25 protein-coding genes are annotated in these 23,175 nt (G+C 65.0%); 14 read left to right on the top strand and 11 right to left on the bottom strand.

All coding sequences use genetic code 11. The features are described 5' to 3' along the window. Window positions 1-80: 80 nt before the first annotated feature. The 5 genes from P0R31_RS41040 to P0R31_RS07070 are packed head-to-tail and all read right to left on the bottom strand — an operon-like array spanning window position 81 to window position 3,255. Complete coding sequence (locus P0R31_RS41040) at window positions 81-617, bottom strand: putative quinol monooxygenase (protein WP_430516807.1); 537 nt, start codon at window positions 615-617, stop codon at window positions 81-83. Next, window positions 577-918 (bottom strand): hypothetical protein, encoded by a 342-nt coding sequence (locus tag P0R31_RS07085; protein WP_275513440.1) that lies wholly within the window; start codon window positions 916-918, stop codon window positions 577-579. Before P0R31_RS07085 ends, P0R31_RS41040 begins: the two co-directional genes overlap by 41 nt. Continuing rightward, window positions 915-1,400 carry a VOC family protein gene (locus P0R31_RS07080; protein ID WP_275513439.1) on the bottom strand — a complete coding sequence of 162 codons (486 nt, stop codon included), beginning with the start codon at window positions 1,398-1,400 and terminating at the stop codon, window positions 915-917. The genes P0R31_RS07085 and P0R31_RS07080 overlap by 4 nt, the downstream gene beginning before the upstream one ends. Before the next feature lie 30 nt (window positions 1,401-1,430). After that, complete coding sequence (locus tag P0R31_RS07075) at window positions 1,431-2,444, bottom strand: aldo/keto reductase (protein WP_275513438.1); 1,014 nt, start codon at window positions 2,442-2,444, stop codon at window positions 1,431-1,433. A gap of 55 nt (window positions 2,445-2,499) precedes the next feature. After that, on the bottom strand, window positions 2,500-3,255 hold the full coding sequence (locus P0R31_RS07070; RefSeq protein ID WP_275513437.1) for an alpha/beta fold hydrolase: 756 nt from the start codon (window positions 3,253-3,255) through the stop codon (window positions 2,500-2,502). 334 nt (window positions 3,256-3,589) lie between these two features. On the opposite strand from P0R31_RS07070, the gene P0R31_RS07065 reads away from it, so the two are divergent. From P0R31_RS07065 to P0R31_RS07040, 6 genes are all read left to right on the top strand, one after another. Then, window positions 3,590-4,588, top strand: coding sequence for a helix-turn-helix transcriptional regulator (locus P0R31_RS07065; RefSeq protein ID WP_275513436.1), 999 nt, complete (start codon window positions 3,590-3,592; stop codon window positions 4,586-4,588). A gap of 18 nt (window positions 4,589-4,606) precedes the next feature. After that, window positions 4,607-5,071: a (2Fe-2S)-binding protein gene (locus P0R31_RS07060; protein ID WP_275513435.1), complete on the top strand. Its 465-nt coding sequence runs from the start codon at window positions 4,607-4,609 to the stop codon at window positions 5,069-5,071. A gap of 10 nt (window positions 5,072-5,081) precedes the next feature. Further along, window positions 5,082-7,328: a xanthine dehydrogenase family protein molybdopterin-binding subunit gene (locus P0R31_RS07055; RefSeq protein ID WP_275513434.1), complete on the top strand. Its 2,247-nt coding sequence runs from the start codon at window positions 5,082-5,084 to the stop codon at window positions 7,326-7,328. Between the two features lie 9 nt (window positions 7,329-7,337). Further along, window positions 7,338-7,970: a hypothetical protein gene (locus P0R31_RS07050; protein ID WP_275513433.1), complete on the top strand. Its 633-nt coding sequence runs from the start codon at window positions 7,338-7,340 to the stop codon at window positions 7,968-7,970. Between the two features lie 130 nt (window positions 7,971-8,100). Beyond that, window positions 8,101-8,790 carry a type 1 glutamine amidotransferase domain-containing protein gene (locus P0R31_RS07045; RefSeq protein WP_275513432.1) on the top strand — a complete coding sequence of 230 codons (690 nt, stop codon included), beginning with the start codon at window positions 8,101-8,103 and terminating at the stop codon, window positions 8,788-8,790. 78 nt (window positions 8,791-8,868) lie between these two features. Continuing rightward, window positions 8,869-9,174 carry a putative quinol monooxygenase gene (locus tag P0R31_RS07040; RefSeq protein WP_275513431.1) on the top strand — a complete coding sequence of 102 codons (306 nt, stop codon included), beginning with the start codon at window positions 8,869-8,871 and terminating at the stop codon, window positions 9,172-9,174. Window positions 9,175-9,208: 34 nt separating this feature from the next. Here the strand turns inward: P0R31_RS07040 and P0R31_RS07035 are convergent, their stop codons facing one another. From P0R31_RS07035 to P0R31_RS07010, 6 genes are all read right to left on the bottom strand, one after another. Then, window positions 9,209-9,619, bottom strand: coding sequence for a hypothetical protein (locus P0R31_RS07035; protein ID WP_275513614.1), 411 nt, complete (start codon window positions 9,617-9,619; stop codon window positions 9,209-9,211). A gap of 98 nt (window positions 9,620-9,717) precedes the next feature. Continuing rightward, the gene (locus tag P0R31_RS07030) at window positions 9,718-11,313 is read right to left on the bottom strand and encodes an MBL fold metallo-hydrolase (protein ID WP_275513430.1); all 1,596 of its coding nucleotides are present in this window, start codon (window positions 11,311-11,313) and stop codon (window positions 9,718-9,720) included. A 3-nt stretch (window positions 11,314-11,316) separates the two neighbouring features. Continuing rightward, window positions 11,317-12,843 carry a thymidine phosphorylase family protein gene (locus P0R31_RS07025; protein ID WP_275513429.1) on the bottom strand — a complete coding sequence of 509 codons (1,527 nt, stop codon included), beginning with the start codon at window positions 12,841-12,843 and terminating at the stop codon, window positions 11,317-11,319. A 122-nt stretch (window positions 12,844-12,965) separates the two neighbouring features. Next, window positions 12,966-13,130 (bottom strand): Flp family type IVb pilin, encoded by a 165-nt coding sequence (locus tag P0R31_RS07020; RefSeq protein WP_275513428.1) that lies wholly within the window; start codon window positions 13,128-13,130, stop codon window positions 12,966-12,968. Window positions 13,131-13,388: 258 nt separating this feature from the next. Then, window positions 13,389-13,625 (bottom strand): hypothetical protein, encoded by a 237-nt coding sequence (locus tag P0R31_RS07015; RefSeq protein ID WP_275513427.1) that lies wholly within the window; start codon window positions 13,623-13,625, stop codon window positions 13,389-13,391. Window positions 13,626-13,686: 61 nt separating this feature from the next. Next, window positions 13,687-14,688, bottom strand: a complete 1,002-nt coding sequence (locus P0R31_RS07010; protein ID WP_275513426.1) for a Ku protein — start codon at window positions 14,686-14,688, stop codon at window positions 13,687-13,689. Between the two features lie 229 nt (window positions 14,689-14,917). Between P0R31_RS07010 and P0R31_RS07005 the strand changes: the two genes are divergently transcribed. The 8 genes from P0R31_RS07005 (at window position 14,918) to P0R31_RS06970 (ending at window position 23,174) form a co-directional block, all read left to right on the top strand. Further along, entirely contained in the window at window positions 14,918-15,073 is a 156-nt protein-coding gene (locus P0R31_RS07005) for a hypothetical protein (RefSeq protein WP_275513425.1), read from the top strand. 241 nt (window positions 15,074-15,314) lie between these two features. Beyond that, window positions 15,315-15,989, top strand: coding sequence for a response regulator transcription factor (locus P0R31_RS07000; RefSeq protein ID WP_036035233.1), 675 nt, complete (start codon window positions 15,315-15,317; stop codon window positions 15,987-15,989). A 109-nt stretch (window positions 15,990-16,098) separates the two neighbouring features. Beyond that, window positions 16,099-17,475, top strand: coding sequence for a sensor histidine kinase (locus tag P0R31_RS06995; RefSeq protein ID WP_275513424.1), 1,377 nt, complete (start codon window positions 16,099-16,101; stop codon window positions 17,473-17,475). Window positions 17,476-17,636: 161 nt separating this feature from the next. Further along, window positions 17,637-19,037 (top strand): hypothetical protein, encoded by a 1,401-nt coding sequence (locus P0R31_RS06990; RefSeq protein WP_275513423.1) that lies wholly within the window; start codon window positions 17,637-17,639, stop codon window positions 19,035-19,037. 97 nt (window positions 19,038-19,134) lie between these two features. After that, window positions 19,135-19,404, top strand: a complete 270-nt coding sequence (locus tag P0R31_RS06985; RefSeq protein WP_057027207.1) for a hypothetical protein — start codon at window positions 19,135-19,137, stop codon at window positions 19,402-19,404. Window positions 19,405-19,535: 131 nt separating this feature from the next. Further along, complete coding sequence (ccmI, locus tag P0R31_RS06980; RefSeq protein ID WP_275513422.1) at window positions 19,536-20,642, top strand: c-type cytochrome biogenesis protein CcmI; 1,107 nt, start codon at window positions 19,536-19,538, stop codon at window positions 20,640-20,642. A gap of 43 nt (window positions 20,643-20,685) precedes the next feature. After that, window positions 20,686-21,195, top strand: a complete 510-nt coding sequence (gene ccmE, locus P0R31_RS06975) for a cytochrome c maturation protein CcmE (protein WP_275513421.1) — start codon at window positions 20,686-20,688, stop codon at window positions 21,193-21,195. Then, the gene (locus P0R31_RS06970; protein ID WP_275513420.1) at window positions 21,192-23,174 is read left to right on the top strand and encodes a heme lyase CcmF/NrfE family subunit; all 1,983 of its coding nucleotides are present in this window, start codon (window positions 21,192-21,194) and stop codon (window positions 23,172-23,174) included. Before ccmE ends, P0R31_RS06970 begins: the two co-directional genes overlap by 4 nt. Window position 23,175: the final 1 nt, after the last annotated feature.

Raw genomic sequence — 23,175 nt, 5'->3', positions numbered from 1 at the left:
ATTTTTGAAGAGAACCCTTCCGAGTTCGTACGATTTGCCGCAGGGCAATTGCGACAAAGCGCTCGCGCGGGACGGTTCGGCTATTTTTTGGGCTTGCCGAGAATGGCCATGCGCATGACTTCGACGCCGCCGTCGGCAAGTTCCGGAAGCTTGGCGAACCAATCCCTCACATAAGGCATCGCATTGTGTGCGTCGAAATCGGCTTGGCTGGCGAACACTTCGTAAAAGATGAAGTGGCCGGGCTTGGCGCGATCTTCCTGAAGGAAATAGACCAGGTTCTTGGATCGCCGCGGACCAGGTCGATCAGCGGCAAGGTGGCGGCGCGCAGCATGTCTTCTTTTCCAGGCTTGGCGCGCACCTGGGCCACCACGGAATATGCACCCTCCGGGATCTCCTGATAGTGCACGCGCGGCGCTTCCTGAGCCTCGGCCGGAAGCGTCGCTGACGCCGTAGAGGCGATCAGCAGGGCGGCAAGCGAGTTGCGGACGAGAGTTTGCATGGTGAAGTCCTCGACATGTGATTGGATCGCCGGGTGACCAGCTGGGGCGCCGACAGCCGCCCCCGCCGCGCGAGTGTCTAGCGCACGATCTTCTGTTGCCGTATTGCCAAGGCCTCACTGAAGCGCTTCTTGACCGGACCGAGCGCCTTGACGAATTCGAGCTGCTCGCCCTCCGGTCCCTTGCAGTAAATCAGCTCCCAGCCGTTGGAAGGTTCGGCGGTCACCCGGTTCGTGTTGGTGTTGCGGGGCGCGGCCTTGCGATCCGCTTCCGTCATGACGCGGATGGTGCGGTTCGCTCTCACCTGCGTCATGCCGCGGCGCGCCGATTCCGCTTCGAGATCGGCAACGAACTTGTTGAAGTCGACATCGTCGCGAACATAGAAGCAGATGTGCATCATGCGCGGGAAAGCAGGGCTCATGTGCTCCAGCGGTTCGGCGAAGCTCTTCGCGCTGCCCATGGGCTGATCGGCCTCGCGATACTGCAGCAGCTCCAGCACCATGTTGTCGAACTGGATGAAGCGGACATCCAGCCGCTGCGCAAGTCGGGCACGCCGATGGTTCGCGGATTGACCCCGCGTGCGTTCGCCTCGATCTCCTGGTCGGCCAGCAGCGTGTTCTGCACCCCGTCGCCCTGGAAGTCGCCGTGCCGGAACACCTCGGTGCCGCCAAGCACCTCCGTGTAGAACTGGTACGCCCGTTCCATGTTCTGGACCGTCAGCCCGAAATGCTGGACGCCCTGGAGCCGCGCGCCGAGCGGCGCCTCGTCGCGCTCGACATCCTGTGTCGCGGCCCGTGCGTCGATGGCCGTGCCGGCGACGAGGCCGGTGACGACGGCGGCGCCGGCGGTCTGAAGCAAGGCGCGGCGACCAATGTCGGGGGCGTTGTGGGCTGCATCTGTCATGTTGCTCTCCTTGGTCGTTCGGTGGATTGGTCAATCAGCGGCGGGAAGCGGAGCTGCGGGGCTGACCAGCCCCTCGGAGCGGAGCTCGCGCCAGAAGTCCGCGGGGATGGCTTCATCGAGCGCAGCGCGATCCTCGGCGATGCGGCCCGGGCGGCTCGCACCGGGAATGACGGCCGCGACAACGGGATTGGCGAGCGCGAACTGCAGGCCGGCCGCTTTCATGCTGATCCGATAGCGGTCCGCGATCGCCTTGATCCGCGCCACCTTCTTGAGGATTTCGGGAGGCGCCGGCGCATATTCGAAGTTCGGGCCGCCGACGAGCGCGCCAGAACTGTAGGGGCCGCCGACGACGATCGCGAGCTCGTGCTCCGCGACCATGGGCATCACCCGCTGCAGCGCCCTTGCATGGTCGAGGAGCGTGTATCGGCCTGCGAGCAGGAAGCCGTCGGGGCGCGGCTCTTCGAGCGCGAGCAGCAGCTCGATCGGCTCGACCCGGTTGACACCCAGTCCCCACGCCTTGATCACACCCTCGTCACGCAGCCGGTCGAGCGCTTTGAAGGCGCCCTTGCGGGCGCTTTCGAACACCGAGAGCCACTCGTCGCCGTAGAAATCCTGCGCAACGTCGTGCACGAAGACGACGTCGATGTGAGAGGTGGCGAGCCGCTTCAGGCTGTCCTCGATCGAGCGCAACGTTCCGTCCCGGGAATAGTCGTTCACGATCCGGTTCGGGCGTCCGTGCCTGAAGACGCCGCCTTTCTCGCCGAGGTCGCGGGCATCCACATCCTCGATCTCGTCCAGGATCAGGCGGCCGACCTTGGTGCTGAGGACGTAGTCGCTCCGCTTGCGGCCGGCGAGCGCGGCGCCGATGCGGATCTCGGCAAGCCCCGCGCCGTAGAACGGCGCGGTGTCGAAATAGCGGATGCCGTCCTCCCAGGCTGCGTTCACTGTCGCGAGCGCTTCCCGCTCGGGAATGTCGCGGAACATGTTTCCGAGCGGCGCTGCGCCGAACCCCAGTTCTCCCGGCAGAATATCCTTGAGGGCCATGTTGCGAGTCCTTGTCTGCGGCAGGAAAGTCCGTCGGTGTGCGGCGCAGCCGATCTCAGTCGGTCGCGGACGTATCTGCGCTTCTGATGAACGCCGCGACTTCGCGCGGATGCGACAGCATCACCGCGTGGCTGCTCTTCATCTCCGTCACCTTCGCGCCCGAGCGCTTGGCCATGGTGCGCTGTGCCGTCGGCGGGATCATGTGATCCTCGCTCGTCACCATGTAATAGGTCGGCTTGGTCTTCCAGGCCACGCGATCGACCTTGGTCTGCACCGCCTGCAGTCCCCACGGCAGCTGCGCGGCGCCCATGAAGCGGGTCGTGGCCGCATCGACATCGGCCGCGAAAGAGGTGGGGAATTTTGCGCGGTCGACGAGCAGATAATTGCCCTCGGTGACCAGCGGAGCTTTGTGCTCGCCGGCGGGCACTGGGGCTTCCGCCAGCGTACTGACGGACTCTCCTGCGTCGGGAGCAAAGGCGGCGAGATAGACCAGGCTGAGAACCTTCGGATTGTCGCCGGCTTCCGTGATGACCATTCCACCATAGGAATGCCCGACGAGAATGACCGGATGCCGCGCCTTGGCGATCACGCGCTCGGTCTCCGCGACATCGTCTCGAAGCGTGATGGTCGGTTGCTGGACGACGAGCACTTCATAGCCCGCCTCCGAGAGGATGCTGTAGGTGTCCTTCCAGCCCGAGCCATCGACGAAGGCGCCGTGCACGAGAACAATCGAAACATTCCTATCGGCCGCGGCCGCGGGGACGGCGGTTGCGATCGACAACGCGGCAAGCGCGGAGGTAAGCGACTTCATATCAGGCTCCTGTCCTCGACACGGCGACATTGCCGTTGATGCGCCCTTCACTAGCGCACGCCCGCATTGCGATATTTCCGATTCCTGCGCGATGACGCACGCATCTTGCTGAGGTGCGACGATCGGCTTTCGAAGCCGAACACGCCTGGCTCCAAGCCTTTGCCTTGGCTGGCTTTTACCTCTTTTAACCGTGCCGCCTCTGGACTTCGCTGGCGCGGCTTGTGAGTAATTCGCAATCGGCGTGGCAGTGACCGGGGCTGCAACTCACCACCGGATGGAATGATCGCTCGCGCGATACGGGGCCGGGATTCGCCGCAACGAAGCGGAGGTCGTGATGGCGCTCGTGACGCATGGAGATCAGAAGTACAAGAACAGCGAGAAGCTCGCGGCGGCCAATGATTGGCCCGGGCTGAGCATCGAGCATCGCAAGTTCGAGGCGGGCAGTCAGGCAACGCCCGTTCCCATCTGCACCGAGCTCATTATTCTGCTGTCGGGCGGCGGCATGGTGTGCCGCGCTGGCAACGGCGAAGTCCAGAAAAGCCTCGCGCGTCCGGGCATGAGTTATCTCGTGCCCGTGGGGACGCAGGAGAGCCATCTCGAGCTTTCCGACCGGATGGAATGTCTTCATCTCTATCTGCCGCCGGCGCTGCTGGACCACAGCGCACTTGCGGATTTCGGCATCGATCCCGCACAGGTCGAGATCGCCTACGCTCACGGCCTGGCGGACCAGGTGCTCTTCCATATCTGCTCGCCGCTTCGGGATCTGCTCCATCGCCCGCACCAGCCGACCGACGCGCTGTTCGTGGAGGGGATCCAGGTCGCGCTTGCGGCGCATCTTCTGGGCAATTACACGATCGACCGTTGGCGCGCGCCCGACAAGTCGCCGGCGCTCGACACGCGGCGCCTCCAGCGCGTGCTGGACTATATCGAGGCGTCTCTCGGCAGCGATGTCAGGCTCGAGGATCTGGCGGCCCAGGCCTGCCTCAGCCCCTATCATTTTTCCCGGCTGTTTCGCGAGGCGACCGGACTGTCACCGCACCGTTACGTCACCGATCGCCGCGTCCACGCCGCGCGACAGGAGCTCGCGCGTGACCATCTTTCGCTGGTCGAGATTGCCCTGGAGTTCGGCTTCGGCTCGCAGGCCAATTTCACACGCGTTTTCCGCAAGGCCGCAAATCTCACGCCGGGGCAGTATCGCGAATTGTGCTGCGGCCAGGCCGAGGTGAAATCCGGTTGGGCCGAAAGCCATTCCGCAGGGATTGCGCATGATGCAGCAGGATTCGGAAATACGGCTCAACTTGCATCGGGCAGTGCTGTTGCGGCGACCAGCTAGTCTAGAGGATGTATCGACATGATCGAGCTCACGGTGAACGGGACCAAGCGCCAGGTGGACGTCGTTCCCGAGATGCCGCTGTTGTGGGTGCTGCGTGACGAGCTCGGCATCACGAGCGCCAAATACGGCTGCGGGGTCGCGCAGTGCGGTGCTTGCACCGTTCATATCGACGGCAAGGCGGTGCGGTCCTGCCAGTCCCATATTGGCGAGGTTGCGGGCAAATCGGTCATCACGCTCGAAGGACTGCACAACAAGGATCAAAATCCGGTCCTGCAGGCCTGGATCGAGCATCAGGTGCCGCAATGCGGTTACTGCCAGACCGGACAGATCATGCAGGCGATCGCGCTTCTCAGATTGATCCCCAAGCCAACCGACGAGCAGATCAATCAGGTGATGTCCGGCAATCTCTGCCGCTGCGGCACCTATCCGCGCATTCGCGCTGCCATCCACGCCGCTGCGGCGAACAAGATGGCGGAGAAGTGAGATGGGCCACATGCAGACCCTTTCGCGTCGGGCTTTCGTTTTCGGCTCTGCCGCCGTCGCTGGTGGCATCGCCTTCGGTGCCTATGGTCGGGCCGAAGCGGCCGCGCCGAGCGCCGAGGGCAATCCGCTGGCCGCCGGCCTCGGCGCGAATTCGGTGACCTTCAATCCATGGGTCGAGATCAGCCCCGACAAGATCACGCTGATCGCGCAACACGCTGACATCGGCCAGGGCGTCGGCTCGGTGCAGCCGATCATGATCGCCGAGGAGATGGACCTCGACCCCGGCCAGTTCGAAGTCCGCTTCGCCGGACCGAGTCCCGCTTACTTCAACACCGGATTCAAGGAGGAACTGGCGCCGTTCCTGGCCGCGGACCAGAGTCCTGAGGCCGAAGCGGCACGCGCTGCGGCGCTGGAAAGTCTTCGAAAATCCGGCCTGCAGATGACGGGCGGCTCGAGCACGATCCCGGACACCTATGACAAGCTGCGCGTGGCAGGGGCAGTTGCGCGTGAGACGTTGAAGGCAGCTGCGGCCAAACGTTCGGGCGTCGCCGTCGCCGACATCCGCACGCAATCCGGCCACGTGATCCTGCCTGACGGAAGCAAAATTCCGTACGTCTCGCTGGCGGCCGAGGCCGCAAGAATTCCGCCGGTGCTCGATGCGCAGCCGCGCGATCCCTCGACATGGCGCATGCTGGGCAAGCCGATGACGCGCCTCGACGTGCGCGCCAAAGTGATGGGCGAACTGCAATTCGGCATCGATCTGAAGATGGAGGGCATGCTCTACGCCTCCGTCAAGCTGAACCCCGGCAAGGGACAGCCGCTGAAATCCTACGACGCCAGCAAGGCGCGCGCGATGCCGGGCGTGAAGAAGATCCTCGAGATCAAGAACGGCGTTGCGGTGATCGCCACCAACAGCTGGTACGCGATGAAGGCGGTCGACGCCATCGCTTGCGAGTGGGCGCCCTCGGCCTATCCCGCCGAGCAGGCCGACCATTGGAAGGTGCTGGAATCCTCGTTCAAGCCCGAACTCCTCGGCAAGGAGTGGCGGACGGTCGGCGACGTCGAAGCCGGCCTGAAGAGGGGCAAGCTGGTCGAAGCCGAATATCGCGCTCCTTACGTGGCGCATCAGCCGCTCGAGCCGCTGAACGGGATCGGTCTCGTCACCGACAAGGGCATGGAAATCTGGGTTGGCCATCAGAGCCCGCAGGCGGTGCAAGCCATCGCGGCGAATGCGATCGGCCTCAAGCCGGAGCAGGTCACCTTCCACAATCAATGGACCGGCGGAAGCTTCGGCCATCGTCTTGAATTCGAGAACGTCCGTGTGCTCGCCGAGATCGCCAACCAGATGCGCGGGACGCCGATCAAGCTTGTCTTCTCGCGCGAGGAAGACTTTCTCCAGGATATTCCCAGGCAGATTGCGATCGCTCGCCACAGGGGGAGCGTCGCCAACGGCAGGATCGTTGCGACCGACCTGCAATTGGCATCGACGGCGCCGTTCAAAGGACTGCTCGAGCGCATGGGTGCACCCTCGAAGGATCCCGATCCTCAATTGGCCGCCGGCACGTGGAACGTCTATTACGACATCCCCAATTTCCGTGCCACCAGCTACGAGGCGCAAGGGCTGTCGCCGTGCACCACGTGGCGGTCCGTGGGAGCGTCCACGGCCGGCTTCTTCACCGAAAGCTTCATTGACGAATTGATCCACGCAGCCGGCCTCGATCCCATGAAGGCGCGCATCGCGATGTGCAATGTGCCGCATTATCGCAAGCTGCTGGAGACGCTTGCCGAGATGTCGAATTGGAAAGGACCGCTCGGTAACGGCAGGGGCCGCGGCGTCGCCTTCGTGGAGTCGTTCGGGACGCCGGTTGCCGAGGTCGTCGAGGTGACGGCGACGGACCGGGGCATCAGGATCGACAAGGTCTGGGTCGCGGTCGACGTCGGCAAGGTGATCGATCCCGTCAACTTCGAGAACCAGGTCCAGGGCGGCGTCGTCTGGGGGCTTGGCCACGCCATGAACTGCGAGCTCACCTACTCGAAAGGCGCAGCGCAGCAGACCAATTACAATCACCATGAGGCGATGCGGATCTACCAATGCCCGGTCATCGAAGTTCGCGGGCTCGAGAACGATCCGAAGGTGAGGGGCCTCGGAGAGCCGCCGGTGCCTCCCGCAGCGCCTGCGCTCGCCAATGCGATCTTCGCGGCGACCGGAAAGCGCATCCGCGAAATGCCTTTCAACAAGTTCATCGATTTCGTGTGAGACGGGGCCATGCAGAGATCTCTGATCGCGTTGGTCTTGGCAGCCTCAGCCGTCGCGGCCCTTACCGGGATCGTCGCGGCCAAGGATGAGGCCGCCAAGGACGTGCTGCCGCGCGGCAGTGTCAGCCGCGCCGAGGGGTTGGAGGCGTGGAAACGGATCGAGGCCGTCGTGACACATCCACGGTGTGCCAACTGCCATGTCGATGCCAAGGCCATCCCGATCTGGACGCCGGCCGGCGAGACCAAGCCCCGTCCGCATGGCATGAACATCCATGGCGGCGAGAGCCGCATCGGAGCGGAAGCGATCCCCTGCTCGACCTGCCATATGACCTCCACCCAGGCGAACGAGCCGTCGCCGTCGCCGCCGCGCGCCGGCATCGACTGGCAGCTCGCCCCGGTGGCTTTCATCTGGTTCGGCAAGAGCGGGGCCGAGATCTGCGCGCAACTGAAAGATCCCAAGCGCAATGGCGGCCGCGACGCCGCCGGTCTCGTCGGACACTTACGGCACGATGCCTCGCTGAGCGGCTTCATTCCGCGCGGCTGGGCGCCTGGAGCCGGCCGCTCGACGCCGCCGGGCACCTTCGAGGATCACGTCAAGGACATGGCGATGTGGGGCGCAGCCGGGCAGCCCTGTCCGAACTAATGCGTTCTCTTACGTCGCGCCAAGGCGATCCCAATCGTAGAGCCGGGATCCCGACAACGAACAATATCGGTCGGCCACTCGTGGTGTTCCGGCTATCTGAATGCAACAGCGTTATCGAACGGAGAAAACCATGACCCAACATGTCCTCTTCATTGTCACCAACGCAGCCGTGATCGGCCCGCATAGTCGCAAGACCGGCTTCTTCTTCGCTGAGGTCGCCCATCCTTTCGAGGTGCTCGACAAGGCTGGGGTCGCGGTGGAGTTCGCGTCGCCGGCCGGCGGGTGGACGCCTTATGATGCGTATGACGAGAAAGATCCCGCTCAGAAGGACTTCCTCGCGAGCAAAGCCTTTCGCCGCTTGAATCACAGTCGCAAATTGCCAGATGTGGACGCCGCCGACTACGACGCCATCCTGGTGCCCGGCGGTCTTGGGCCCATGGTGGACATCCAGCGCAATGCAGCGGTCCAGAGTGCCGTTGTGCGTGCCTGGAGCACCGGCAAACTCGTCGCCGCTGTTTGTCACGGGCCGTGCGCACTGCTTGGCGTTGACCTTGGCGATGGCGTCCCGTTCGTGCGCGGCAAGAAGCTCACGTCCTTCTCGAGGAAGGAAGAGTACGACTACGCCCGCGACGATGTGCCTTACGAGCTCGAGGATGCGCTGAGGGCAGAGGGTGCCGAGTACTCGTCCGCGGCCAATTGGCAGCCTCACGTCGTGGTCGACGGCCGGCTCATCACGGGGCAGAACCCCGCGTCGGCCGGAGCGCTCGGAAAAGAGTTGCTGGCCGCCCTCAAGGATAGGAGCAGTGGCGCGAAAATCTGAAGATTCGCAGTGTACGGAATTCGAGAGGGGTAGGCTCGGCATCTGAAGCCGCGCTTACCCTCGCATGGGAGCTATCGAATGACGCAATCGCCAGCCAAGATTACCGCTATCCTGGTTGCTCGCCCGGGCAAGTCCGCTGAACTCGGCGCATTGCTTGTTGGTATGGCACCGCATTCCAGAGCTGAGCCTGGCAACTTACATCGGGATGTCTGGCGCGACGTATCGAACGAAGATCGCTACGTTCTCGACGAACTGTACCGCGACGTTGCGGCCGTCGAAGCTCACCGAGCCTCGCCGCATTACCAGGCTTACCTGGCCAAAGTGCCCGAGCTGGCTGATCGGACGGCAGTGGTCTTGGAAGCGGTCGAAGTTGGGAACAGGTGAACGGCGTCAGCGAACCTTCGAAGTAACGGCATCCCTATTTGCAGTTCTGGCAGATCATCAGCTTTCGCTTCAACGCCCCATCTTCCTGATCGAGGCCATTTGCATCTGGATTGGAATTGGCGTCCCTCGCTGCGCGCGAACGCGCAGGCGGCATCACGCGGCTCGGCGTGTCAACGTCATCGACGGTGCCGACGCTGAAGCCGTCGTAGTCGGCGGCCGGATTCGGGTGAGGCCGGCCAATCACGGAAGGCTCTCTGCCGGACGCCATCGGTGGAGTTCTGTTCGTCGTCACCCGCGCGGGCTTGGTGGCACTCGGGCGTTGCGGCGATGCATCGGGCGGAGCCAGCGAAACCGGCGGCACGACCGAAGTCTGGCCTCTAGCACTATCGTGGGACCAGACGCCGACAAACATGAGGCCGAGAGCCAGGAACACCACACTTCTCATCCGCATCCTCTCGGCAGCGCTGGCTGATCGATTGACAGCATGGCTCGTCGAGCCCGTTCCGCCCGAGAATATCAGCACTAAGAGGGCCGTCAAAGCGTCTACGCCGTCTCCTCCAGCGCCCGCCGCAGCTTTCGGATGATCACGCCGCGGGCGCGGTCGTCGGCGGCGGCCGCCACGCGATCGTTGATGTCGAGCATCAGCTCGGACATCTCATTGTGCCAGTCGAGACGAGTCACCGCCTCAGGCGACAGTCGTCGGCGATGATCGGGGTCGAGCACGCGCGGTTCGGGTGCGGCGAGCTCGTAGATGTCGTCCAGCAGCGGCTGGTAGATCCTGGCCCCGGGAATGATCCGCCCGGCGACGCGCTCCGCCAGGCCCGCAACCGCCGCTTCCTCACCGTGGACCAGGAACAGTCCGCGCGCGATGGGGCGTCGCGCCGCGATCCAGCTGGCCATGCCGGCGCCGTCGGCATGGCCCGAATATTCGTCGATCATGCGGATGCGGGCAGCGACCTTTATCTCGTCGCCCTGGATGCGGACGGCCTTGGCCCCGTTCTGGAGGAAGCGGCCGAGCGTGCCGTTGGCCTGGAAGCCGGCCAGAAGCACGGTCGCGCGCTCGTTCCACAGCCAGCGCTTCAGATGATGGCGGATCCGGCCCGCATCGCACATGCCGCTCGCGGCGATGATGAGGTGAAATCCAGACAGACGCATGATCGCCTTGCTCTCGTCCGCGGTCTCGGTGAACTTCAGATGCGGCGAGTTGAGCAGGCGCGTGGCGTCGACCGACGGATCGAGGCTCTCGGAATGGCGGCGGAACACTTCGGTCGCGCGGATCGCGAGCGGTGAATCGAGGAAGATCGGCGCCGTCGGAATCTCGCGGTGCTCCATCAGGTCGACGAGATCGACGATCAGCTCCTGGGTACGCTCGACCGCGAAGGCGGGCAGCAGCAGCGCGCCGCCGGCCGCCGCGGCATCGCGCACCTCGGCCGCGAGGTGCTTGCGGCGAAGCGCAGGTGTCGTGGCCTGGCGCACGCGGTCGCCATAGGTCGATTCCGAGATGACGTAGTCGAAATCGCTCGGCGCCTCGGGATCGGGCTGGAGCAGTTTGGCCTCCGGCCCGACGTCGCCGGAGACGAGCACGCGCAGCGACCGCGCCGCGCCTTGCTCGGCGATTTCCAGCTCGATCGAGGCGGAGCCGAGCAAATGGCCGGCGTTCCAGTAGCGCGCGCGAACGCCGGGGATCACGTCGGTCCAGCGTTCGTAGTCGACGGCACGGAACGATTGCAGCGATGCGATCGCGTCGGCCTGCGTGTAGATCGGCTCGACCTCCTTGCGCCCGCGCGAGGCGTTGCGGCGGTTGAGCTGCTTGACCTCCGATTCCTGGATGTTGCCGGCATCGGGCAGCATGTAGGAGCAGAGGTCGATCGTGCCGCGCGTCGCCAGGATCGGCCCCTCGAATCCCGCGCGCACAAGTTTCGGCAACAGACCGCTATGGTCGATGTGAGCATGCGTGAGCAGCACTGCATCGATGTCGGCGGGGCGAAACGGAAAGGCGCGGTAATTGAGCTCCTTCAGCGTCTTCTGGCCCTGGAACAATCCGCAATCGACCAGGAAACAGCCGCTTGCGGTCTGGAACAGATAGCTCGAGCCGGTCACGGTGCGGGCGGCACCGCAAAATCGAACGGTGATGCTCATCTGTCATGCTCCGGGGGGCTTGCCGTTGATCGCATAGCCGTTGTCGCCTCCAGTCGCGCTGGCCGCCAGGTCGTGCTCCGACCGGCCGAACGTGTAGACGCGATAGAGTGGCTCGCCTTGCTCGACGCGGTCGCCGATCTTCTTGAACAAGCGGATGCCGGCGCCCTTGTCGAGCGGCGCGCCGGCGGTGCGGGCGAGGCGGTTCAGACGCAGGCAGTCGATTGCGGACACGATGCCATCATGCCTCGCCTCGACGTCGAAGCTGAGCGGTCCGAGCTCGTTGCTGCATGTCGAGGGGCCCTGTGCGTCGATGATCTTCTGCATCTGCTTCAGTGCCGCGCCGCTCTCCAGCAGTTCGCGCGCCCGGGCATAGCCGGCCCCGCCGCGCAGCTTGGGATCGTATTCCAGCAGATGGGCGGCGAGCCGGAGCGACTTCTCGCGCAGATCGCGCGGCGCACCCTTGTCGTTGCCCAGCACCGCCATGACGTCGTTGGCCTCCAGCACCGGCCCGATGCCGTTGCCGATCGGCTGGCTGCCGTCGGTCGTGGTCACCTCGACCGTGCGGCCGAAGCGGTCGCCGACGAATTCGAACAGCTTTCGCAGCCGCATGGCCTCGACGCTGCCGGTGACCTTCGCGGTCGGCCCGACCGGAATGTCGATCAACAGATGGGTCGAGCCTGCCGCGATCTTCTTGGACATGATGGAGGCGACCATCTGCTCGCGAGTATCCAGGCTCAGCGGGCGCTCGACCGAGATCAGCACGTCGTCGGCCGGCGACAGGTTCACGTGCCCGCCCCAGATCAGGCAGCCGTTGCAGGAGGAGACGATCGCCTTCATCTCCTCGACGGCGATATTCACCCGCGCCAGCACCTCCATCGTGTCGGCGGTGCCCGCCGGCGAGGTGATCGCGCGCGAGGAGGTCTTCGGGATCGGCAGGCCATGCGCGGCGACGATCGGCACCACCACCATCGAGGTGCGGTTGCCGGGGATGCCGCCGATGCAATGCTTGTCGACGACGACCGGGGTCGGCCAGACCAATTGCGTGCCGGCCTGCGCCATGGCCCCGGTGAGGGCGAGCAGCTCGTCGCTGGTGATGAAGCTCGCCGATCCGATCAGGAAGGCGGCGATCTCCATGTCGGAGTAGCGATAATGGGCAAGGTCGCTGATGATCGCGCCGATCTCGGCCTGACTCAGAGTTCGTCCGCGGATCTTGGCACGCACCGCTTCCAGGCTCTCCGGAGGCGAGGCGGGCCTGACCGTGACCTCCGTTCCGACCGCTTCGGCGAAGCGCCGGAACGCAGGCTCGGAGAGGCCGATCTCGTCGGGAGCCGCGAGCGAATCGTCGTCCGTGATCAGCAGGGTCGCCAGTAGAACCTTGCCGCCCTGACGAAGCTCGACGCGGCTGAAGCCGCGGAAGATCTCCGCGCGCAGCGCCTTGGAGCGCCTGGAGACGACGACGACGTTCTCACGGCCGGTGTCGAGGCGGACGCGGCGGATCTTCAGTTGGGAATGCGGAAGGTCTGGATGCATTGGACGGGCCGGCGGCAGGGAGTTCGACCTCCATGCTTAGACGCCGCCGTCCGGATACTGTTGACCCAGATCATGGCCCGCCGGTCCGGCGGGCAGTCGCTGCGCAGGCCGTTGTCCGGCGGTTACTTCATCGCCGTGCTGACCGAGTTGAACTTGTTGTTGAGCAGCGCAGCGCCCGTGCTGTTGACGATGGTCACGATTGCCAGAGCGATCCCTGCGGCGATCAGGCCGTACTCGATTGCGGTTGCGCCATTCTCATCGGCAAGGAAGGACTTAAGCAGACGCATTGCCAACTCCTGTTCATCCGATCCGATGCATGGTCGCGTCGTTATCGGACTTGCAAATCGATCGAATAAATCTTCGTGCGCGCCAAAACACGGCGATTGCACCTTACCTCGTACGACGGCATTTATTAAATTAGGGTTCCGTCGATCCGTTCAAATGAAGTCAAACCGACAGCCCGGTGCATTGCCCCATTGGCTTGGCCGCTTAACCGATTGTTGAGCCTGTTCGTCAACGAATGGGCAAGGATGTCTCGATCGCGCTCATCCGCGCCGGCCGTCCGCATTCAGCGCCCGCAACATCGCGATGCGGGCGAACATCACCCAGCCGCCGCCGGTCTCGGCCGCATTGATCAAGGTCTCGATCGCCGTCTGCCAATGCGCCTCGTGCTGGGCGTCCTCGGGCAGCTCCATGATGTAGTCGGCGGCCTCTTGAAGCGTGAACAACTTGCGCTTGTTGCTCAGGCGGACGGGGTCGTCGAACGTCGTCGACCAGGGCATGTCAGGCCGGCCGATCGGCGAGGAGAGACATCACGGCGTGATCGCGGGGCGTGGTGCGCTGTTAGCCGACCTTCTTTGCCCGCGCCGGCGCGCGCACCGGCTTGTCGGCGGCCTTCTTCGGCGTGGTCGCAGCCTTCGCCGCAGCTTCCTTGCCGCCCTTGCCTGATATCGGCAGCAGCATCTCGCGCTGGCCCTCGACGCGCTTCTTCGGCTTCTTGGCCTTGGTGTCCTTGGCGGTCTCCTTGGCCGTGTCCCTGACGGCTTTCGCCGCGGGAGCCGCGTCCTTCTCGTTCGCGATGCTCTTCTTCAGCGCGTCCATCAAGCTGATGACATTGCCGCCGGTCTTCGGTGCGGCCTTGGCGGTGATCGGCATGCCGCTGCGCTTCTTGTTGATGAGATCGATCAGAGCGGTCTCGTAATGATCCTCGAACAGCTCGGGCTCGAACTCGCCGGACTTCTTCTCGACGATGTGCTTGGCGAGGTCGAGCATGTCCCTCGTCAGCTTCACGTCCTGGATGTCGTCGAAATATTCCTTTTCGCTGCGGACCTCGTAGGGATAGCGCAGCAGCGTGCCCATCAGCCCGTTCTCGAGCGGCTCCAGCGCGATAATGTGCTCGCGGTTGGTCAGCACCACGCGGCCGATCGCGACCTTGTCCATGCTGCGGATGGTCTCGCGGATCACCGCATAGGCGTCGTGGCCGACCTTGCCGTCTGGCACGAGGTAGTAGGGGCGGATCAGATAGCGGTTGTCGATGTCGGCCTTGGGCACGAACTCGTCGATCTCGATCGTGTGGGTGGAATCGAGCGCGATGTCGTCCAGCTCGTCCTTGGTGACCTCGATATAAGTGTCGGTGTCGACCTTGTAGCCCTTGACGATGTCCTCGGAGGTCACCTCGTCGCCGGTCTCGGCATCGACCTTGAGATACTTGATGCGGTGGCCGGTCTTGCGGTTGATCTGGTTGAAGGAAACCTTCTCCGTATCCGAAGTGGCTGGATAGAGCGCGACCGGGCAGGTCACGAGCGACAGACGCAGAAAACCCTTCCAATTGGCGCGGGGGGCCATGGGCTACTCCAGACGCAACAGAGGACAAGCCCTGAGGATACCATCGCCCAGTTGCGAATCATAGCAACCGCCGGCGCGGAATCTTGTAACGGCGTTAATCGCCGCCTGCGCCGTGTTTGCCGGGCGGGCCCATGGACCGGAACATCGCCCGAGATGCCGCGTTGCCCCGGCAATTCATCGCCGAGGAGGTCACGGCCATCCGACGCGACGGCCACAAATTGAGGTCACCATGGCACCCACGCGAGAGCAGAACCGGATCGTCGAAACTCCGACCGAGGCGCGCCAGGGCGAGCCCGGGCCTTCGGTGGCGGCGCTGCTCGCCATCTCGACCGGGCTTGCGATCCTGATCCTCGCCGTCGTCTGGTCCGTGTTCTTCCGGACCTGACGGCCGGATCAGCACGCCGGCACCTTCCGGCTCGCCGCGCGATGCGGCACGTTGCGCCCACCATGCCGCCGGCTCCTCCGGCGCCATGGTGGGCGCAGTCGCATTTGCGCGCGCCAGGTCGTATATGACCAAAAAGTAACGTAGCCCGGTTCCCTGCGTTCATATTCAGTTCACGCCCGAATTGCTCATCTGTGGCGGTGTTCATGTCGCCTGTTCTTGCAGCCTATCCTTGGAGAGAAGCGTGCGCCTGCTCGTTGTTGAGGACGACCCCGATCTCAATCGCCAGCTCACCAAGGCGCTGACCGACGCCGGTTATGTCGTCGATCGGGCTTTCGACGGGGAGGAGGGGCACTATCTCGGGGACAACGAGCCGTATGACGCCGTGGTGCTCGACATCGGCCTGCCGAAGAAGGACGGCATCTCGGTGCTGGAAGCCTGGCGCCGCAACGGCCGCACCATGCCGGTCCTGATCCTCACCGCACGCGACCGTTGGAGCGACAAGGTGCAGGGCTTCGATGCCGGTGCCGACGACTACGTCGCAAAGCCGTTCCACCTGGAGGAGGTGCTGGCGCGCATCCGCGCCCTGCTGCGCCGCTCCACCGGCCATGCCCAGAGCGAATTGACATGCGGCCCGGTGACGCTCGATACCCGAACCGGCCGGGTCAGCGTGTCGGGCAATCCCGTCAAGATGACCTCGCACGAATATCGGCTTCTGGCCTACTTGATGCATCATTCGGGGCGGGTGGTCTCGCGCACCGAGCTGGTCGAGCATCTCTACGACCAGGATTTCGACCGCGACTCCAACACCATCGAGGTCTTCGTCGGCCGCATCCGCAAGAAGCTCGACGTCGACATCATCCAGACCGTCCGTGGCCTCGGCTATCTCCTGACCCCGCCGCCGGCCCCGGGCGCCTGAGGCGTTCCGGCCTTTGAAGTATCTTGGCTTGACGGGAGGCCGAACAGGGCCCTTGGTCCGGTCATGACGTCCGACCACCTGTCATCCTGCGCCGCCCGGGATCATTCCGATGGCCGCTAGCTCGCTTGCGAACCGACTGTTCCTGTCGGCGACCGCCTGGCTCGTGGTGATCCTGGCCATCACAGGCGTGGTGCTGTCGTCGGTCTACAAGGACGCCACCGAGCGCGCCTTCGACCGCCGGCTCAATCTCTATTTGCGCACCCTCATCGCCGAGGTCGCAACGCCCGACGAGCCGCCGGACCGCCAGTTCCAGTCGCTTGGCGAGCCCCTGTTCGACCTGCCGCTGTCCGGCTGGTACTGGCAGATCACGCGCACCGACACCGAAAAGCCGGAGGTACGGTCCTCGCGCTCGCTCTGGGACAAGAAGCTGCCGAAGCTGGAAGACGAGGGTGCCGAGCTCACCGCCGCCGGCATCCGCCTCGCCTATGTCGACGGGCCGGAAGGGCAGAATCTGCGCATGGTGGAACGGCCGGTCGATCTCGGTGCCGACGGCAAATTTCTGGTCAGCGTCGCCGGGGACGACGCCGAGATCTTCGACGAGACCCGCAGCTTCGACTACTATCTCGGCGGCACCTTCACTGCGCTCGGCATCGTGCTGCTGCTGACGACCGTGTTCCAGGTCCGCTTCGGCCTTGCACCGCTCAAGCGCATCTCGGACGCGATCGCCGACATCCGCTCCGGGCGGGCCGAACGGCTCGAGGGTGAATTCCCGGTCGAGATCGCGCCGCTGGCGCGCGAGACCAACGCGCTGATCGATGCCAATCGCGAGATCGTCGAGCGGGCGCGCACCCATGTCGGCAACCTCGCTCATGCGATCAAGACGCCGCTTTCGGTCATCGTCAACGAAGCCAGCGCGCATGCCGCCGATCCGTTCGCGGAGAAGGTGATGGAGCAGGCGGATGTGATGCGCGACCAGGTCGCCCATCATCTGGAGCGCGCCCGCATCGCGGCACGGGTCTCGGTGGTCGCGACCGTGACGGAGGTGGCGCCTGCCATCGAGGGGCTGCGGCGGACCATGGAGAAGATCCATCGCGACCGCGGCATCGTGGTCGAGGCCAAGGCCGATCCATCCGCCAAGTTCCGGGGCGAGCGGCAGGATCTTGAGGAGATGGTCGGCAATCTCGTCGACAACGCCTGCAAATGGGCGGCCTCCCGCGTCCTCATTGATGCCCTCGTCGAGCCGCCACAGCGGGCCGGCGCCGGCCCGCGTTTGCGGGTCATCGTCGACGACGACGGCCGCGGCCTGTCGGAAGCCGAGCGCGCCCAGGTCGCCCGGCGCGGCCAACGCCTCGACGAGTCCAAGCCCGGGTCGGGACTGGGGCTGTCGATCGTGACCGACCTCGCGGCCCTCTATGGCGGCAGCCTTTCGCTCGGCAGCGCCCCGACTGGGGGTCTGCGCGCCGAGCTGGTTCTTCCCGGACTATAATCCCTTGTTTCGACGACAATTTCCGGCGCGGCCGAGGCTCCTCCAGCGAAGCATGGGAGGCATTCAAGGCAGCTTCCTAAACGGCTTCTTAAGTGGGGACCCCCTATGATCGCGCCGGACCCATCCCATGTCCGCCATTTTACCGTGCATTACCCGGGCGCATGAGCCAGACATCGATCGAGCGGCTGAGGGAATATCTCGCGCAGCTCCCGCCGCAGTCGCAGGCGCTGCTGATGCGGGAGTTCGAGCGTGCGCTGGAGCGCGGCCAGGACACGGCGGTGGCCACCCTCGTGCTCGAGCAGCTGCGCAAGATCGTCCGCAAGAGCGAGGCCGACGAGGCTTTGCCGCCGCGCACGGACGATCTGTCGCGGCTCCTATTCCAGGTGTTGGAACCGTTCCTCGTCGAAGCGGGCACTCCTGTCCGGGCCGGCCAGATTCGCCGCTCCTCGCTGCAGCCGATCTGGCAGTGGCTTGGCCGTGACGGCGCACCGGACAAGGTGAACGAATTCGAGGCGGCGCTGGCGCGCATGCCGGCGGACAGCGCTGGGCAGGTCGAAGCCCTGGCCCAGAAGCTTCAGTCGGTGGCCGCGGACGCCATCTTCGAGCTGACGGGGCCGGGCGGCGGCGACAAGTCGCGGGCGCTGGCCCGGATCGGACCGCCCAACGTGATCGAGGATCTCTATTCGATCGGTGCGGTGCTCCAGGTCCGGGACGCCATTGCGACGTTGAACGAGAAATTGCCGCGCACCTTGCGGGCCTTCGGGGATTCCCAGATCGCCTCGGTGACGTCGGCGCTCAACATTCCGGCGCTTCAGACGCCGCAGATGCTGCCGTTCGCCTTGTCGATCGTCGTGCAGCGGATGACCGCGCCCTGGCAGATCATCCGCCTTGCGGTCAAGATGGCGGCGTCCGATGACGAGATCCGCGTCGCGGCAACGCCCTACGGTATGGCCGTCACGATGGCCCTGCATGATCTGTCCTGCGTCGCCGCGGTCCTGCGCATGGACATCAAGCGCGGCCATTTCGACAATGTCGCCGGCAACCTCAAGACGCTGCACGACGGCGTGCGCGGACTGCGCACCGAACTCGACCTGCGCAACGATTCGGCCTGGGGCAAGCAACTGACCTCGATCCGGGCCGACATCTCCAATGCGCTGCAGTCCGAGATCGACAGCGTTCCCGGCCGCGTCCGCCGCATCCTGCGCCAGCGCCCCGAAAAGGACATTCCGCCGGGCGCGCGGATCGACAGCACCGAAGTCGAGGAAACGGTGGCACTGATCGACTTCGTCGCGACGTGCCGCAACTATGCGAGCGAGCTTGCGATCAACGAGGTGACGCTGCGTACCTTTTCCGATCTCCAGCAATATGTGGAACGGTCGACCGAGCAGCTGGTGCAGTCGCTGCGCGCCGCCGATCACAAGGTCCGCACCTATCGGCAGCAGCAGGTGCAGGCCGCGATCCGCTTCTGCCAGGTGCTGTTCGGCGACGATTACGCCTCATTGATGAGCCGCGCCGCCGAAAATGCACTCACGGGCGAGCGCAAATCGTCGCGCGCAGGCTGATCGGCGCGCATTTTTCCTGATCACAATTTGAAGTTGACGACGCCGATGGCGCACCGTACTTTCGCGGTGCAAGTCTGGAAATTCCATCTGTAGGCGTATGAAACCGGTCATCAGCTCGATTGAAATTGAGAACCGCGTCATCGTTGCCAAGTATCAACGGCTGATGGTTGGAGCCAAGGTGGTGCTGGTCGAGAAGGCCAGCGATCGGCAGCTGCCTGAAACCGCCACGAGGGTTGCATCTCGGGTTCCGGTCGGAGCGCTGCGCATCAGATTGCCGGATGCAATCAAGCCGGGAACATACTTCCTGAAGGCCTTCGACGGGCACGGCGAGCAGGCCGCGCAAAGTGTCGACTTCGAGATCGGCTAAGCCGTTGGATTTTCACCTTTTCGGGACGACCTGCGGGTAGCGCCGATTGACAATTGTCAATTGCCGCATCCTCCGGCCGTGGTGTAAACGCACCTACAGGCGCGGTTCGGGCGCCGCCGGAAGCTTGCCAGATGACCTTATGGTTCGTGTTCGCGCTGATGACGGTCGCGGCGATTTTCGCCGTGCTCTGGCCGCTTGGCCGCACCAGCCGCGCGCAAGCTCAGGGCAGCGAGGTCGCGGTCTACAAGGACCAGCTGGCCGAGATCGAGCGTGATCTCGCCGCGGGGTTGATCTTGGCGCCGGAGGCCGAGGCTGCGCGCGTCGAGATCAGCCGCAGGCTGCTCGCGGCGGCGGCCAGCGAGCCGGCAACGGCGCCGAAGTCGAACCTCAAATGGCGCCGTGCGGCGGCCGTGCTGGCGCTTGCCGGACTGCCGCTCATCGCGGCCGGCGTCTACATGCCGCTCGGCTCGCCCCGGCTGCAGGACTTTCCCCTTGCGCAGCGGGAGCGCGGGGGTGGCATGGCGCAGTCGCTCGAGAACCTCGTCGTGCAGGTCGAGCAGCATCTGGAGAAGAATCCGACGGACGGGCGCGGCTGGAACGTGCTCGCGCCGGTTCTGGAGCGGCTCGGCCGCTTCGACGATGCGGTGCGCGCCTATCGCAACTCGCTCACCTACAATGGCGAAAGCGCGGAGCGCCGGTCCGATCTCGGCGAAGCGATCTCGGCTGCCGCCGGCGGCGTGGTGACCGCCGAAGCCAAGGCCGAATTCGAGCGCGCGCACGCCTTGAACGCCGACGATCCCAAGGCGAATTACTTTCTGGGCCTTGCCGCCGAGCAGGATGGCCGCAAGGACGACGCGGCCAATATCTGGCGTGCGCTGCTTGCGAAAGCGCCTGCGGATGCGCCGTGGCGTGCCCTGGTGCAGTCCTCGCTGGCGCGGGTCGGTGGGGACGGCACGCTGCCGGCGCTGTCCGATGAGACGATTGCTGCCTCCAAGGACATGGCCGAAACCGATCGCAACGCGATGGTGCGCGGCATGGTCGATCGTCTGGCGACGCGGCTGAAGCAGAACGGCGACGATGTCGAGGGCTGGCTGCGTCTGGTACGCGCCTATCTGGTGATGGGCGAGCGGGACAAGGCAATGGGCGCTTCGGCCGATGCCCGGCAGGCGGTTGCCAGCAACGCCGAGCGGCTGCGCCAGCTCAATGAAGGCCTGAGGACTCTCGGGATCGGCGGATGACCATTTCGGGACAAGAGATAGAGATGCGGAGAACGGATACGCCATGACGCGCAAGCAGCGACGTATGACCATCATCGGCGGATCGCTCGCCGTGCTCGCGCTCGCGGCCGCGCTGGTGCTCAACGCGCTTCGCGACTCCATCGTGTTCTTCTCGACCCCGACCATGGTCGCCGAGAAGCATGTCGAGCCCGGCAAGCGGTTTCGCCTCGGCGGCTTGGTGCAGCCCGGCTCGCTCCAGCGCGGCGACAATCTTGCGGTGACGTTCGAGGTCGCCGACGGCAACGCCAAGCTGCCGGTCGCCTTCAAAGGCATTCTGCCCGACCTGTTTCGCGAAGGGCAGGGCGTCGTCGCGGAAGGCGCACTCGATGCCAACGGCGTGTTCAAGGCCGATACCGTCCTTGCCAAGCACGACGAGACCTACATGCCCAAGGACGTCGCCGATGCCCTGAAGAAGCAGGGGCACTGGAAGGACGATTACGGTACCCAAGCCTCCGGTGCCGCCAAGCCCGCGGCGACGACCGCGCAAGGCAATCCGCAAGGAGCGGTGCGGTGATCGCGGAATCAGGACATTACGCGCTGGTGCTGGCGCTCGCCCTCGCACTGATCCAGTCCGTCGTGCCGCTGATCGGTGCGCGCCTTGGCGACGCCGCCCTGATGAACGTGGCGCGCTCGAGCGCACTGGCTCAGCTGCTGTTCGTCGGCGCCTCGTTCACGGCGCTGGTGATGCTGCACGTGAACTCGGATTTCTCCGTCGCCAACGTCTACGAGAATTCCCACTCGATGAAGCCGCTGCTCTACAAGATTACCGGCGTGTGGGGAAATCATGAAGGCTCGATGCTGCTGTGGGTGTCGATCCTGGCGCTGTTCGGCGGCTTGGTCGCGAGCTTCGGCAACAATCTGCCGCTCTCGCTGCGCGCGCATGTGCTGGCTGTGCAGGCCTGGGTCGCCAGCGCGTTCTACCTCTTCATTCTGATGACATCGAACCCGTTCCTGCGCATCGCCAGCCCGCCGATCGAGGGACGCGATCTCAATCCCGTGCTTCAGGACATCGGTCTCGCCGTGCATCCGCCGATGCTCTATCTCGGCTATGTCGGCTTTTCGATCTCGTTCTCTTTCGCGATCGCGTCGCTGATGGAGGGACGGATCGATGCGGCCTGGGCGCGCTGGGTGCGGCCCTGGACGCTGGTCGCCTGGATCTTCCTGACCCTCGGCATCGCCATGGGCTCGTACTGGGCCTATTACGAACTCGGCTGGGGCGGCTGGTGGTTCTGGGATCCGGTGGAGAACGCGTCGCTGATGCCCTGGCTCGCCGGCACCGCGCTCCTGCATTCGGCGCTGGTGATGGAGAAGCGCAACGCGCTGAAGGTCTGGACCATTCTGCTCTCGATCCTGACCTTCTCGCTGTCGCTGCTAGGCACCTTTCTGGTGCGCTCGGGGGTCATCACCTCGGTGCACGCCTTCGCCACCGATCCGACCCGCGGCGTGTTCATCCTCTTGATCCTGTGCCTGTTCATCGGCGGCAGCCTGTCGCTGTTCGCGGGCCGCGCCACCTCGCTGAAGCAGGGCGGCCTGTTCGCACCGATCTCGCGCGAGGGCGCGCTGGTGCTGAACAATCTTTTGCTCACGGTGGCCTGCGCGGTGGTGCTGTTCGGCACGCTCTATCCGCTCGCGATGGAGATGCTTGCCGATTTCAAGATGTCGGTCGGCGCACCCTTCTACAATCTGAGCTTCGCGCCGCTGTTCGCGCTGCTGCTGCTCGCGGTGCCGTTCGGGCCGATGCTGGCGTGGAAGCGCGGCGACCTGCTCGGCGTGATGCAGCGCCTGCTCGCGGCCGGCGTTGCCGGGCTGGTCGTGGTCGCCATCGTCTGGGCCTGGGTGCGGGGCGGCAGCGCGCTGGCGCCGCTCGCGATCGGGCTGGGCGTCTTCGTCATCGCCGGCGCGGTCACCGATCTGGTCGAACGGACGGGCCTGGTGCGCCTGCCGTTCGCAACGGTGCTGCACCGGGCGCGCGGCCTGCCGCGCTCGGCCTGGGGCACCGCGTTCGCGCATGCCGGCCTCGGCGTTGCGCTGATCGGGATCGTCTGCGAGACCACCTGGAACAGCGAATACATCGCGACCATGAAACCGAACGAGACTGCCCATGTCGCCGGCTACGATCTGAAGCTCGACGGGCTGTTTCAGCGCCAGGGCCCGAACTACCGCGAGATGATCGCAGAGTTCAAGATCAGCCGCGATGGCGAGGCGGTCACGGTGATGACGCCGTCCAAGCGCAGCTTCACCACGCGCGGCTCGTCGACCACCGAAGCGGCGCTGCTGACGCGCGGGGCGAGCCAGCTCTACGTCTCGCTCGGCGACGCCACCGCCGAAGGCGCCATCGCCGTGCGCATCTATCACAAGCCGTTGGTTCTCCTGATCTGGTGGGGGCCGGTGCTGATGGCGTTCGGCGGCGTGCTCTCGCTCTCCGACCGCCGCCTGCGGGTCGGCGCGCCGAAGCCGGCGCGGGCCAAGCAGCGCCTCCAGCCCGCGGAATGAT

Origin of the sequence: Bradyrhizobium yuanmingense, assembly GCF_029167105.1 — a bacterium.
In the GTDB taxonomy this organism is placed as follows: domain Bacteria; phylum Pseudomonadota; class Alphaproteobacteria; order Rhizobiales; family Xanthobacteraceae; genus Bradyrhizobium; species Bradyrhizobium yuanmingense_A.
This window is presented reverse-complemented; position numbering and strand designations above follow the sequence as displayed.